Annotated in this window: 13 protein-coding genes and 1 pseudogene; 1 reads left to right on the top strand and 13 read right to left on the bottom strand. The window is 65.5% G+C overall.

What is annotated here, in order from left to right; translation table 11 throughout:
• The 8 genes and pseudogenes from AC1DHX_RS14105 to AC1DHX_RS14070 all read right to left on the bottom strand — a co-directional run.
• Positions 1-434, bottom strand: a pseudogene (locus AC1DHX_RS14105) (F0F1 ATP synthase subunit alpha); the annotation flags it as partial.
• An 83-nt stretch (positions 435-517) separates the two neighbouring features.
• A complete protein-coding gene (locus AC1DHX_RS14100) occupies positions 518-1,345 on the bottom strand; it encodes a F0F1 ATP synthase subunit delta (RefSeq protein WP_230008751.1) in 828 nt (275 codons plus the stop codon).
• Positions 1,345-1,896 (bottom strand): F0F1 ATP synthase subunit B, encoded by a 552-nt coding sequence (locus tag AC1DHX_RS14095; protein WP_223916021.1) that lies wholly within the window; start codon positions 1,894-1,896, stop codon positions 1,345-1,347. The genes AC1DHX_RS14100 and AC1DHX_RS14095 overlap by 1 nt, the downstream gene beginning before the upstream one ends.
• Positions 1,897-1,944: 48 nt before the next feature.
• Positions 1,945-2,163 (bottom strand): ATP synthase F0 subunit C, encoded by a 219-nt coding sequence (gene atpE, locus AC1DHX_RS14090; RefSeq protein WP_003804776.1) that lies wholly within the window; start codon positions 2,161-2,163, stop codon positions 1,945-1,947.
• A 125-nt stretch (positions 2,164-2,288) separates the two neighbouring features.
• Positions 2,289-3,089 (bottom strand): F0F1 ATP synthase subunit A, encoded by an 801-nt coding sequence (gene atpB, locus AC1DHX_RS14085; protein ID WP_223916023.1) that lies wholly within the window; start codon positions 3,087-3,089, stop codon positions 2,289-2,291.
• A 91-nt stretch (positions 3,090-3,180) separates the two neighbouring features.
• On the bottom strand, positions 3,181-3,543 hold the full coding sequence (locus tag AC1DHX_RS14080) for a hypothetical protein (RefSeq protein WP_476858832.1): 363 nt from the start codon (positions 3,541-3,543) through the stop codon (positions 3,181-3,183).
• Positions 3,536-4,021 (bottom strand): hypothetical protein, encoded by a 486-nt coding sequence (locus AC1DHX_RS14075; RefSeq protein WP_476858833.1) that lies wholly within the window; start codon positions 4,019-4,021, stop codon positions 3,536-3,538. The genes AC1DHX_RS14080 and AC1DHX_RS14075 overlap by 8 nt, the downstream gene beginning before the upstream one ends.
• A gap of 129 nt (positions 4,022-4,150) precedes the next feature.
• Positions 4,151-5,275 carry an MraY family glycosyltransferase gene (locus AC1DHX_RS14070; RefSeq protein ID WP_476900141.1) on the bottom strand — a complete coding sequence of 375 codons (1,125 nt, stop codon included), beginning with the start codon at positions 5,273-5,275 and terminating at the stop codon, positions 4,151-4,153.
• Positions 5,276-5,580: 305 nt separating this feature from the next.
• On the opposite strand from AC1DHX_RS14070, the gene AC1DHX_RS14065 reads away from it, so the two are divergent.
• Positions 5,581-6,477, top strand: coding sequence for a glycosyltransferase (locus tag AC1DHX_RS14065; protein ID WP_476858834.1), 897 nt, complete (start codon positions 5,581-5,583; stop codon positions 6,475-6,477).
• 33 nt (positions 6,478-6,510) lie between these two features.
• On the opposite strand, the gene AC1DHX_RS14060 is transcribed toward AC1DHX_RS14065, so the two are convergent.
• The 5 genes from AC1DHX_RS14060 to rho form a co-directional block, all read right to left on the bottom strand.
• Positions 6,511-7,278, bottom strand: coding sequence for a WecB/TagA/CpsF family glycosyltransferase (locus AC1DHX_RS14060; RefSeq protein WP_223916033.1), 768 nt, complete (start codon positions 7,276-7,278; stop codon positions 6,511-6,513).
• Positions 7,275-8,024: an L-threonylcarbamoyladenylate synthase gene (locus AC1DHX_RS14055; RefSeq protein ID WP_476858835.1), complete on the bottom strand. Its 750-nt coding sequence runs from the start codon at positions 8,022-8,024 to the stop codon at positions 7,275-7,277. The genes AC1DHX_RS14060 and AC1DHX_RS14055 overlap by 4 nt, the downstream gene beginning before the upstream one ends.
• Complete coding sequence (gene prmC, locus AC1DHX_RS14050; RefSeq protein WP_476858836.1) at positions 8,021-8,950, bottom strand: peptide chain release factor N(5)-glutamine methyltransferase; 930 nt, start codon at positions 8,948-8,950, stop codon at positions 8,021-8,023. Before prmC ends, AC1DHX_RS14055 begins: the two co-directional genes overlap by 4 nt.
• A gap of 16 nt (positions 8,951-8,966) precedes the next feature.
• A complete protein-coding gene (prfA, locus tag AC1DHX_RS14045; protein ID WP_079554478.1) occupies positions 8,967-10,040 on the bottom strand; it encodes a peptide chain release factor 1 in 1,074 nt (357 codons plus the stop codon).
• 257 nt (positions 10,041-10,297) lie between these two features.
• Positions 10,298-12,472 (bottom strand): transcription termination factor Rho, encoded by a 2,175-nt coding sequence (gene rho, locus AC1DHX_RS14040; protein ID WP_476900140.1) that lies wholly within the window; start codon positions 12,470-12,472, stop codon positions 10,298-10,300.
• Positions 12,473-12,737: the final 265 nt, after the last annotated feature.

Raw genomic sequence — 12,737 nt, 5'->3', positions numbered from 1 at the left:
GACTTACGCTGGGTCACGCCGGGTGCCTGGAGTTCCAGGGCACGGGTGGTCTCGGCCTTGATCTCGCCGAGGTCATCGATGGGCTGGCCCAGCGGGTCAACCACGCGGCCGAGGAAGGCGTCGCCAACCGGCACGGACAGAACCTGCCCGGTGCGGTGGACTTCCTGGCCTTCTTCGATTCCGGTGAAGTCACCGAGGATGATGACGCCGATCTCGCGGACGTCGAGGTTCTGGGCCAGGCCCAGCGTGCCGTCTTCGAAGCGAAGCAGCTCGTTCGCCATRACCGAGGGAAGGCCCTCAACACGGGCGATGCCGTCACCTGCGGTTGTTACACGGCCGACCTCTACGCGCTCTGCGTTTCCGGGTTCGTAGGACGCCGCGAACTCGTTCAACGCATTACGGACGTCGTCGGCGTTGATGGTCAATTCGGCCATCTGCAGTCCCTGCTCTCCTGTTTTCGTGATCATCGTTGCTCACGATGACCGGGGTTTCTTGTCGTTAGGTTGTGCTTGTCCGGCTAGCCGGCAAGCTGACGCTGGAGCTGGCCCAGGCGGCCGGCGACCGAAGCGTCAACCACTTCGTCACCTACCTGGATCCGGATGCCACCGATCAGTGCCGGGTCAACATTCATGTTGATCTTGAGCTCGCGCCCGTAAAGGGCGTTCAGCCCCGCCTGCAGGCGGCTGATCTGCGTCTCCGTCAGCGGACGGGTGACGTCGACCGTTGCAATCCAGCGCTGCTGGCGCTTGGCGGCAAGCTCGGCGAAACGGCGGACCAGCCTGGTGACCTTAAGCCCGCGCGGAGCCGTGACGGCCTGCCCGATCAGGACTTTCGCGTCCTCGCTCGCACCGGGTACGAGTTTGTCGGCGAGGGACACCTTGGCGGCCGGGCTGGCCTGCGGCTCGGACAGAGCACGCTGGACCTCGTGGCTGGACTCAACGGCCTGGTTGAAGGAGAACAGATCGTTCTCCAGCGATTCCAGTCCGCTGAGCCCGGAGGCAGAGACGGCCGACTTGTTCTCGGCAACAGCGATGACCACCGAAGCGGCAAGAGTCTCGAGTGCATCGCCGATATCCCGTGCCGATGCCCAGCGGGAGCTGGCCAGTCCGGCTGCGATTTCAACAGCGTCAGCGGATACTTTCCCGCCGAAGAGCTGCTTGACCAGCGCCGACTTTTCGTCACCGCTGCGGGACGGGTCAGTCAAAGCACGGCGCAAGCCGGCCGAGCTGTCCACGGTTCCCAGGATTCCGAAGAGTTCCTTTGCCAACTGCAGCGACGCGGTGGGAAGCTTGGCCTCCAGTGCCGCCAGCGCAGCGGCCAGCGATTCGCTCGATACACCTGCCATTACTTAGCTACACCCGCGTTCTGGTTCTCCAGATCTGCCAGGAAGCGGTCCACCACTCGGGCCGACCGTGCATCGTCGCTCAGTGCTTCGCCGACGATGCGGCTCGCCAGCGTCGTGGCCAGCGTGCCGACCTCCGCGCGGAGCGACACAACGGCCGCCTGGCGCTCGGATTCGATCTGCGTGTGGGCCTGCGCGGTGATGCGGGCAGACTCGGCAGCCGCCTTCTCCTTCAGCTCTGCAAGGATCTGGGCGCCTTCGGCGCGTGCTTCCTCGCGGATGCGGTTGGCTTCGGTGCGGGCTTCCGTGAGCTGCGCCTTGTACTCTTCGAGCGCTGCGGAGGCCTCGGCCTGGGCCTTTTCGGCCTTGGCGATACCGCCCTCGATGGCTTCGGCCCGCTCTGCGAAGGTCTTCTCGAACATCGGGACAACGTACTTGACCACGATGAACAAGAGGAGCGCAAAGCCGGCGAAGACGACAAGCATTTCCCAAGGATTGGGAACGAGGGGGTTAGTACCGCCTTCGGTGGCGGCTGAGATGATCGCTTGATTCATATTTCACCCGTCCTTATCTACTCGGTTCTGGATGTTCGGTTGTTCTGTTTACTTAAGAACGAACGCGAAGACCAGGCCAAGGATGGCGAGGGCTTCAGTCAGCGCGAGGCCGAGGAATGCGATCGGCTGCAGGACGCGCTGGGCTTCCGGCTGACGTGCCACACCGTTGATGTAAGCGGCGAACACGAGACCCACACCGATACCACCGCCGATGGCGGAGAGGCCGTAGCCGATGAGGTTGAGGGAGCCGTTGATGGAGCCTTCCATTTTTCTTCCTTTCAAGATGCCACCCATGTGGCAGGTTGTTTGGGTTGCTTCATCCCCGTGAGGGGAAGACTATGTTGTGCCGGCTGGGGTTGTGCCTTCTGGCGTGTGCGCCTGAAGGCCTTCGCCTAGTGGCTGTCGGCGTGCAGCGCGCCTTCGATGTAGATCGCGGTCAACAGCGTGAAGACGTAGGCCTGCAGCACCATGATCAGCGCTTCGAGCATGTACATGGCGATCGCACCGCCAAGGACGAGTACGGACGCGCCCTTGAGGAGGACGTTTTCCTGCATCACGAGGTATTCGATGCCCGCACCGGAGATCATGATGATCAGGTGGCCGGCCAGCATGGTGGCGAACAGACGGAGGCTGTGCGTGACCGGGCGGACCAGGAAGTTGGAGATGATCTCGATCGGTACGACGATCGGGAGAATGTAGAACGGCACACCGGACGGAACCGTGGCCAGCTTGAAGTACTTCAGGCCGCTCTTCCGGATGCCGACGGCGATCCAGGTGACGTACACGATCGCGGCGAGCACATAGGCACCGCCAACGTGCGAGAAGGTGGGAAGCTGGATCAGCGGGATTGCACCGTAGATGTTGTTCACGAGGATGAAGAAGAAAAGCGTGAACAGCAGCGGGACATACTTCATGAAGTCCCGGCCGCCGATAATGTCCTTGGCGATGCTGTTGCGGACGAAGCTATAGGCGGCCTCGCCAGCGAACTGCAGCTTGCCGGGAACCAGCTGCTGCTTCCGTGCAGCGATCACAAAGAATGTACCGATAATGACGACCGACAGGATTACCAGCAGCATCTGCTTGGAAAATCCGTCGGCAGCACCCCAGGGGATGATAGCCGGCAGGTGAAGTTCTTCAATTCCAGGAGGCGTGAAGGTTCCTGAATCTTGGGCCGGGAGCGCAAGCGCGATCAACGCGTTTCCTCTCTGCAGTGTCCATCATTGGGCGTTGGGCGGGGACCGGCGACATTGGTGCCCGCCTCTCCCCCTGTGAAATTATTTGGCATTACTGTTCCTCGTCCTGGGACGGGCCACGTGCAGCAGTGCCGTCATCAGCTGAAGTTCTGTTACTGGTGAGGCCGTGCATATGAGAAAGATAGAACCCTCCCGCAGCTCCAAGCAGAGCGCCTGCGAGCACAATCCAGCGGGTTCCCCACAGATTATCCAGTCCCCACCCTATCAAACTCCAGACGATGATTCCGCCAACAATGTAGCTGAAGACGGCGATTCCGGCGTTGTATCCGCCGTCGCTTCCGTCGGTCGATACACCGGGGGCACCGGACGTAGTTTTGGGTGATTTGGCTTGCTGGTTTTCTGGTCCGGTACGTGGTCCGGCAACTGGCCTGCGGCCGGATTTGCGGCTAAACATCGGTGCCGCCTTTTCGCGTTTCGGGATCGTTGTAAATCTGGAGCCTGGCCTGGCTGAAACCGTAAATTTCGGCTGCCTGCCAGAACACGACGGTGACGACGGCGCCGATCAGGAACCAGCGGCCGTGCAGCCAGGCCGGGGCGCCGATGACGAAGAGGACCACGGCGAAGCCGACAACCTTGACGAAGTACGTCGCGACGAACAGTCCGATCGCTCCCGAGGGGTTGTTGCGGCCGACGAAGTGGCCCACCGCGAGGCTGATGGCAAAGAAGGCCATCACCAGCGCGCCGCCGAACAGGGCGGACCAGAACCCCACGGCGCCGTTAAAGATGAAGGCGGCCGTGCCGGTCAGCACCAGTGCTGCGGCGGAGGCCGCGGAACTCATTGCCAGCAGCCTGAGCCACAGGGATTTTGTGGGGCCGGAGACGCCAACGGGTCCGTTGCCGGAAGCGGGTTCCGGTTCGGCGTTGGAGGTCATCAGATCCCAATCGTCGCTGGCGTATTGCTGGTCAAGGCAGGCGGCGAAGTACCGCCCCTGAATTCTACATTAGATAGAAATTATTCGGAAAAGCGCGTCGGAGCGGGTTCCCCGGGCATGCCGGTCAAGCTATTCGGGAGTGCGGGCCATCTGCCTCGGCCCGCGCTGGCGCAGGTACGGCCAAGCAGTCGCCACGGCCATGATTGCCGCGGCGGCCAGATCGACGGCGAGGACTATGTGCCACGGGAAGATCGCGAAAGCGAGGCCGCCGAAGGCAAGGATGCAGGTCCACAAGTACATCAGCACGACGGCGCCGCGGTGCGAGTATCCGATGTCCAGGAGTTTGTGGTGCAGGTGTCCGCGGTCCGCCGACCACGGCGACCGGCCCAGCGCTGTCCGCCGCACCACCGCCAGGCACAGGTCCAGCAGCGGCAGGAACAGCACCGCGAACGGCAACAGGATGGGGATGATCGTGGGAATGCCGTTGGCCCGGTCGTAGAGGCCTGAGCTGATCTGACCGGTCGAGACGACGCCGGCCGAGGCCATCAGCAGGCCAATCAGCATGGCCCCGGAATCGCCCATGAAGATTTTGGAGGGGAACCAGTTGTGCGGCAGGAAGCCGACGCAGCTGCCGACCACGACGGCGGTCAGCAGGGTGGCGAGGTCCGAGCGGTCCAGCAGGACGGCTGTGCGGTGGACCCAGTAGGCCGTGAGGAAGAACGCCGCTCCGCCGATGATCGCCACGCCCGCGGCGAGCCCGTCCAGTCCGTCGATGAAATTGAACGCATTCATGGTGGTGACGATCAGCCCGGCCGTCAGCACAATGCTCACGGCCTCGTTCTGGATCACGATCGGCTCGGGAATGAACGGGATGATCGTCATCCGGACCCCCCAGGTGGCCACGACCAGTGCCGCTGCGCTTTGGCCGATCAGCTTGACCCACCACCTCAGGTCCAGCAGGTCGTCCGCCACGCCGACAACGACGATCACCGCGGCCCCGGCCAGGATTCCCCATGGCGCCGTGTTGTTCCGGAAGATGTCCTTGACGAAGAACGAATTGCTCGCCGTGACCAGGGCAACCAGCACGCCCGCGAAGATGCCGAGGCCGCCGAGCCGGGAGATCGGGGTGGAATGCATGTCGCGGCTGCGGATCGGGGAATACAGCTCCAGCTTGTTGCCCGCGAGCCGGGCACCCCATGTCGCCKCGTAGGTCACGATCGCTGCCGTCAGCATCATGAGCAGGTACATGATCACGGGACGACCACCAGCCAAACGCCGTCAGTACCGTCAGCACAGGCACCGCACGCCGGCACGTCCCGCAGCACCGGACGCGCCGGTGAGCTGCGGAAATGGGGTGGATTCGATTGCGGTGGAACTGTCTTTCGAAAAATGAAACTTCTCCGTCGCCGTGCGCAGGGCAGGCAGTGCGTAGTGCCTGACAGGGCTGTATTACAGTGGACTCTAGTCAAGATACTAATGCCAACGGCCACCTGTCTTCGCGTCACACGGCCCTCTGCCGGCGGGAAAACCACTGACGGTCGTGCTGAAAGGACCCCGCGATGACCCCCTCGGTTGCAGTCGCTGCCGTGACGTTTGACCGTCCCAGGGAGCTGGCGGTCCTGATGGACGCCATCAACAACCAGACCGCTCCAGTGCAGTCCATTTGCCTCGTCGACAGTGGCACCGTGCCGTCGACGGACGTTGCCGGCCAGCACGCCAACGTGGACTATGTCCGGTCCGAGGCAAACCTCGGCGGCGCCGGCGGATTCTCGTTGGCCATCCTCAAGGCCGTGGCCAGCGGGGCTGACTGGATCTGGATGATGGACGACGACGCCGAACCGGCAGATCCCGACTGCCTTGCCACGTTGCTCCGTGAGGCCCAGGAACGTGACCTGGACGCCGTCGTGCCCCTCGTGGTGGCCCCCGGCCACCCGGACCAGCTGTCCTTTTTCTTCCGGCTGGACGGCAAGGTCACGCATGAGCGCGCGGAGGTGGAAAAGGTCGGATTCCTGCCCGACGACGGGCACTTCTTCAACGGCGCCCTGATCCGTTCCGATGTCTTCTTCAAAGTCGGCCTGCCGGACATGCGCCTTTTCATCCGTGGCGACGAGGTGGACTTCACGCTCAGGCTCAGGAAGGCCGGGATCCGCTTCGGCACGGTGACCACCGCCGCCATCACGCACCCGCACGCCTTCGCTGAAACCAAGCACGTCTTCGGTGCCCGGTGGCACGTGATCGTTCCGGATTCCGCCTTCAAGCGCTACTTCTACTACCGGAACCGCGGGTACATGATCCGCCGCCACTTCCGGGTCAAGTCCTTCATCGCGGATGTGGGCGGCTACCTCGGCTACTTCCTGCGCAGCGGCGACTTCCGCGGGCTCGCTGACTGGTTCCGCGCGTTTTCCGCCGGGCTCCGCGGCAAGGGCTTCGGCCCGCTGGAGGACCAGAAGTTCTGACCGTGGTCCCCCGCCCGCAGCCCCGCCGGCAGCCTAGGGCTGCCGGCGCAGGCGCCGGCGGAGCAGCAGGCCCAGCAGCACCCAGGGTTCGCCGAACACCCGGTAGGCTACCCGCTGCGGGTGGAGCATGAGCCGCCAGGCCCATTCGAGTCCGAGCCGGCCGATCCAGCGCGGCGCCAGTTTCTGCACACCGGCGATCTGTTCGATGGCGCCGCCGACGGTGCAGTAGACCGCAGGCGGAAGCGCGGCAAGCCGGCGGGCCATGACCTGCTCCTGCAGCGGCATCCCGAGGCCCAGCAGCACAAGCTGCGGGCGCAGCCGGTTCAGCCATTCGACCGCGGCTTCCTCAACTTCCTTGTTCCAGCCTTCGCCGGGCATGCCGTCGACCCGCGCCCCGGGGACGATCTCCCGCAGCCTGGCCACGGCACCGGCGTTGGCCACGGCGCCTGCACCGATGACCGCAATGCGCTCCAGTCCCGCGACATTGCCGAGCGCGGGAATCCAGTCGGTCGACCCAAGGCGGTAGTCCATCACCGGTTCCCTGCCGTCGTCCTCTTCGCCGGTCTTCGCCCAGAGCCAGAGCACCGGTGCGCCGTCGATCAGGACCACGTCGCTGCGCTCATAGAAAGAGCGGAAGGCAGGATCGGAGTGCAGCAGCGTCACGCTGTGCAGGTTGTGGCCCACCACGATCCGGGTCTTGCCCTCGGCCATGAACGTGCTGAGGACCGCGGTCAGCTCGGACACCGTCACGGGGGTCGCTTCGACGTCGAGGAAAGGGACGCGCTGACGCTCCAGCGTCATGCGGAACCGGGCTCCGGAGCAGCGTCGCCCGCCGCAGCGGCGGGCTCTGCGGCCGGCTCCGGAGCGTCCGCAGCATCGGGGGCGTTGCCGTCGATGTCCAGGACGCCGGGCACCACGCCGCGCAGGCGGTCGAGGCTGATGGCTCCCTGCCGGACGACGCGCAAGGGCAGCGCCGTCGCGTCGACGATGGTCGAGGCGAGGGCCTCGGCGCCGTCGGCGGGACGGGGCCCGCCCTCCAGGTAAACCTCCACGGATTCCGCCAGCTGGGCTTCGGCGTCCGCGGCGGTCTGCGCCGCGGCGTGCCCGGTGCGGTTCGCGGAGGACACCGCGAGGGGTCCGGTAAGCGTCARCAGGTCCTGGGCGATCTCGTCGGCCGGGATCCGCAAGGCGACCGTGCCCTTGGTCTCGCCGAGATCCCAGTCCAACGACGGCTGGGCATGCAGGATCAGGGTCAGGCCGCCGGGCCAGAACGCCTCGGCCAGCCGCCGCGCCTCGGCCGGAACGTCCGTGGCCAGGCCATCGAGGGCGTTCAGCCTGGGGATCAGCACGGGCGGCGGCATCTTCCGGCTCCGGCCCTTGGAGGCGAGCAGCAGGGTCACGGCAAGGGGCGAAAAGGCGTCGGCCGCAATCCCGTAGACCGTGTCCGTGGGAAAGACCACGCACTTGTTCTCCCGGATGGCCCGTTGGGCGTGCTCAAGTCCCGCAGCGCGCTGCTCGGCCGCCGTGCAATCGTAGCTAGTCGTCACTGGCCTATTCTTTCATCACTTGTCACACGATTTTTCGCGGCCGTCGGCCCTGACGGTGCCAGGACGGCGCTGGTGGCGCGGTCCTTGCCGTTGAGGTCACGGTGCGTTGTCACCTCGGCGAACACCCCGGCGCGTTTGAGCATCGCGGCGATCCATTCCGACTGGACCTCGGCGTGCTCCATCACGAAGTAGCCGCCGGGGACCAGCAGGCGGGCAGCCGAGGCGGCCGCCGCCGTCGGAAGTTCCATCCCGTCCGCTCCCCCGCCGTAGAGCGCCTCGGGCGGGTCGTGCAGCGCCACTTCGGGTTCGTTCGGGATCGCTTCGGCGGGGATGTAGGGCGGGTTAGAGACGACGACGTCGAACGTGCCGTTGTGTTCGGCCAGCGCGTTGCGCAGGTCGCCGCGGATGAGGTGGACGCCCAGGGGAGCCAAGTTTTTCGCCGCCCACGCGTGCGCGAATTCGCTGAACTCGACCGCGTGGACTTCCGCGCCGGGAACCTCATGGGCGATCGAGCCTGCAATGGCACCGGACCCGGTGCCCAGGTCCACGACCTTGGGGTGCGCCAGGCCGTCCAGTTGTTTCCTAGCGCTGAGCCAGTCCAGGACCAGCTGCACCACGGATTCGGTCTCCGGCCGCGGGATGAACACACCGGGGCCGACGGCGAGTTCGAGGTAGCGGAAGTGCGCCACGCCCGTTATGTGCTGCAGCGGGATCCGCTGCGCCCGTTCGGCGACCAGGTCGGCGTAGCCTTCCGGCGCCGGCGAGTCCCCGAGCATCAGCGCGCGCAAACGGCCCAGTCCGACGCCGAGCAGGTGCTCGGCCAGGAGCTCGGCGTCCACGCGCGGGCTGGGCACGCCGGCCGCCGCGAGGACCGCCGTCGCCTCGCTGACGGCCTCCGCGAGGCTCGGACCATCACTTGCAGTCATCACCAGTGACCCGCGCCTATTCGCCGATGGCGTCGAGCCGGGACTGCTCGTCCAATTCGATGGCTGACTGGATCACCGGTTCCAGGTCGCCGTTCATGACCTGGTCCAGGTTGTAGGCCTTGTAACCGGTGCGGTGGTCCGCAATCCGGTTTTCCGGGTAGTTATAGGTACGGATGCGCTCGGAGCGGTCCATGGTGCGGATCTGCGACTTGCGCTGCGCCGAGTTTTCGGCGTCGATCAGCTCCTGCTGGTGCGCCAGGATGCGGGCACGCAGCACGCGCATGCCGGCCTCACGGTTCTGCAGCTGCGATTTTTCGTTCTGCATGGCGACGACGATTCCGGTGGGAAGGTGCGTGATGCGCACTGCGGAGTCGGTGGTGTTGACCGACTGCCCGCCGGGACCGGAGGAGCGGTAGACGTCGATCTTGAGATCGTTCTGGTTGATCTCGAGCTCCTCGGGCTCGTCCACTTCGGGCAGCACCAGCACGCCGGCGGCCGAGGTGTGGATGCGGCCCTGGGATTCGGTGACGGGCACACGCTGGACCCGGTGCACGCCGCCTTCGAACTTGAGCCGGGCGTACACGCCTTCGGCCGGATCGTTCGAGCTGCCCTTGACGGCCATCTGGACGTCCTTGTACCCGCCGAGGTCCGACTCGGTGGCAGAGATGATCTCGGTCTTCCAGCCGCGGGATTCCGCGTAACGGCTGTACATCCGCAGCAGGTCCGCGGCGAACAGGGCTGCCTCGTCGCCGCCTTCGCCGCCCTTGACCTCGAGGATCACGTTGCGGGAGTCGTCCGGGTCGCGCGGGATCAGCAGCCGGCGCAGCTTGGCCGCCGCCAGCTCCAGCGCGGCCTCCAGCTCGGGTACCTCGGCCGCAAACTCGGGGTCCTCGTCCGCCATTTCCTTGGCAGCGGCCAGGTCGTCGCGGATGCCTTCCCAGCGGTGGTAGGCCTCCACAATGCCGTTCAACTGGGCAGAACGCCGCCCCAGCTTCCGGGCCAGCCGCTGGTCAGCATAGACAGCAGGATCCCCCAGCTGAGCCTGGATAGAGTCGTGCTCATCCAACAGGCCCTGTACGGACTCAAACATTTTCAAACCTCTTTCGACTCTCTCAAGTCTAGTTACTGCAACGCGGGGTCACTTACCGCCCATTCCGGCGGCCCTGATGGGCCGTAGGTGACCCCGCGTTGCTCCGGCCAGGGGGTGGTGAGTTAAACCAGAAGCCGCTCAAAATATGCCGGCCAGGGGTGGCTTCGGGCCTGCCGGAGCCGGGTGGCTAACGATCGCAGATCGTTGGCCACCCGGCGGAGGGGCGGGGCCGGCATATTTTGAGCGGCGAAAGCCAGCTACTTGTCGTTATCGGACTTCGCACCAAGCGTCGTCTTCTGCACCTGCATGAGGAACTCGACGTTGCTCTGGGTCTCCCGGATCTTGTTGGTCAGCAGCTCAAGGCTCTGCTGCGTTTCGAGTCCGGACAGGACGCGGCGCAGCTTCCACATGATCTTGACTTCCTCGGGGGAAAGCAGGTTTTCCTCACGGCGGGTACCGGACGCGTTGACGTCCACGGCCGGGAAGATGCGCTTGTCCGCGAGCTGGCGGGACAGGCGCAGTTCCATGTTGCCGGTGCCCTTGAACTCTTCGAAGATGACCTCGTCCATCTTGGAACCGGTCTCGACGAGCGCGGTGGCCAGGATGGTCAGCGAGCCGCCGTTTTCGATGTTGCGGGCTGCACCGAAGAAGCGCTTCGGCGGGTACAGCGCTGCGGAGTCCACACCACCGGACAGGATGCGGCCGGAGGCCGGTGCTGCCAGGTTGTAGGCACGGCCCAGGCGGGTCATGGAGTCAAGGAGCACCACAACGTCCATGCCCATTTCCACGAGGCGCTTGGCGCGCTCGATGGAAAGCTCGGCCACGGTGGTGTGGTCGTCGGCGGGACGGTCGAAGGTGGAGGCAATGACCTCACCCTTGACGGTGCGCTGCATGTCCGTGACTTCTTCGGGACGTTCGTCAACGAGCACCATCATGAGGTGGACCTCAGGATTGTTGGTGGTGATGGCGTTGGCGATGGACTGCAGGATGAGCGTCTTGCCGGCCTTCGGCGGCGAAACGATCAGACCGCGCTGGCCCTTGCCGATCGGGGCCACGAGGTCGATGACGCGCGGGCCGATCTTCTTCGGGTCCGTCTCGAGGCGCAGGCGTTCGGAGGGGTAGAGCGGGACGAGCTTCGCGAATTCGACGCGGTCCTTGAGCTCTTCCGGCGTCTTGCCGTTCACCGAGGTGACGCGGACCAGGGCGTTGAACTTCTGGCGGGCGGACTGCTGCTGATTCCCCTGCTGGGCTTCGCCTTCGCGCGGTGCACGGATGGCGCCGACGACGGCGTCGCCCTTGCGCAGGTTGTACTTCTTGACCTGGGCGAGGGAGACGTAGACGTCGTTCGGGCCCGGCAGGTAACCGGAGGTGCGGATGAACGCGTAGTTCTCGAGCACGTCGAGGATACCCGCGACCGGCAGCAGGACATCGTCCTCGGTGACCTCAACGTCGTCGACGTCGGGTCCCTGCTGACGCCCGCGGCGGCGGTCGTTGCGGTCGCGGAAGCGGTCGTTGCGCGAGGAGTTGTCGCGGCTGTCCTGCTGGCCCTGGCGGTCACCGCGGTCGTTGCGGTCACGACGGTTGCGGCGGTTCCGGCGGCTTCCGCCGTCAGAATCATCGCYGTCGCGGGTGTTTTCGCGGGTGCTCTCGCGGGTGCCGGCCGAGTCGTCGCGGCCGCCACGGGTGCGGGTGTCACGGCGCTGGCCGTCTTCGCTGCCGGGCTCGCGCTGTTCGGTGCGCTGTTCACGCTGTTCGCGCTGTTCAGTGCGCTGTTCAGTGCGCTGTTCGCGCTGCTCAGTGCGCTGTTCACGCTGTTCAATGGCGGGCTGTTCGGCCTGGGCCTCGACGGCGGTCTGGCCGGCCTCGGTGGCCTGGGCTGCGGCTTCGCCGCGGCGGCGGTTGCGGGTGCGCGGCTGCCTCGTGCGGTCGCTGCCTTCGGTCCCGGAAACGGCAGAACCGGATTCGGCAGTCGCGGAGGCGCCGGAGTCGGTGGAAACCGCGGGGGCTTCAGCCGGGGCGGCGGCGGGTGCCTCTACGACGGGCGCCGTGACGACTCCGTCGCTGCCTGCGCGGCGGCTGCGGCCACGGCGGGCGCGGGGGCTTTCCTGGGCGGGGGCGTCATCGGCGGCGGGCGCTGTTGCGGGCGCAGCTGCCGGGGCCGCTGCGTGGGACACAGTGCCGTTGTCGCTCGCCTTTTCGGCAGCGCGGGCCGGAGCCTTGCTTACCGGGGTGCCTGCGCGGTGGGCGGAAATGGCCGTGACCAGATCACCCTTGCGCATGCGCGAACCGCCGGAAATGCCCAGCTGGCTGGCGAGGGCCTGGAGCTGGGCGAGCTTAAGGCCTGCAAGGCCGCTGCTCTTGGCGGGTGCTGCCGTTGATTCGGCAGCAGAAGATGTATCCACAGCCGGAGACAGCTCAGTGGTTTCGGTCACGAAGGATCCTTCCCCCTCGACGGCGTCCAGGCTAAGAGCTGGACGCGGTGATTTGATCTGGGCTGCAGTTCAGATCTGCAGCCGGGATTTCGGCCTTGCCGGATGTATATCGGCCAGCAGGGCCGGATATTGCTTCACCATGCACGATCCGAGAAATGAGGAACGGCGGGCTGAGTTTCAGGGGGCAGATCAATTCTGCTGATTCCTGCGTCAGACCGAAAGCAGGTGGCACCGGAAAATATTGCGCAGTGAAAGATGAGAGAGG

Source organism: Arthrobacter sp. 05N33_2 (assembly GCF_056397425.1).
The sequence above is the reverse complement of the archived record's forward strand: the minus strand, read 5'-3'. Positions and strand labels throughout refer to the sequence as shown.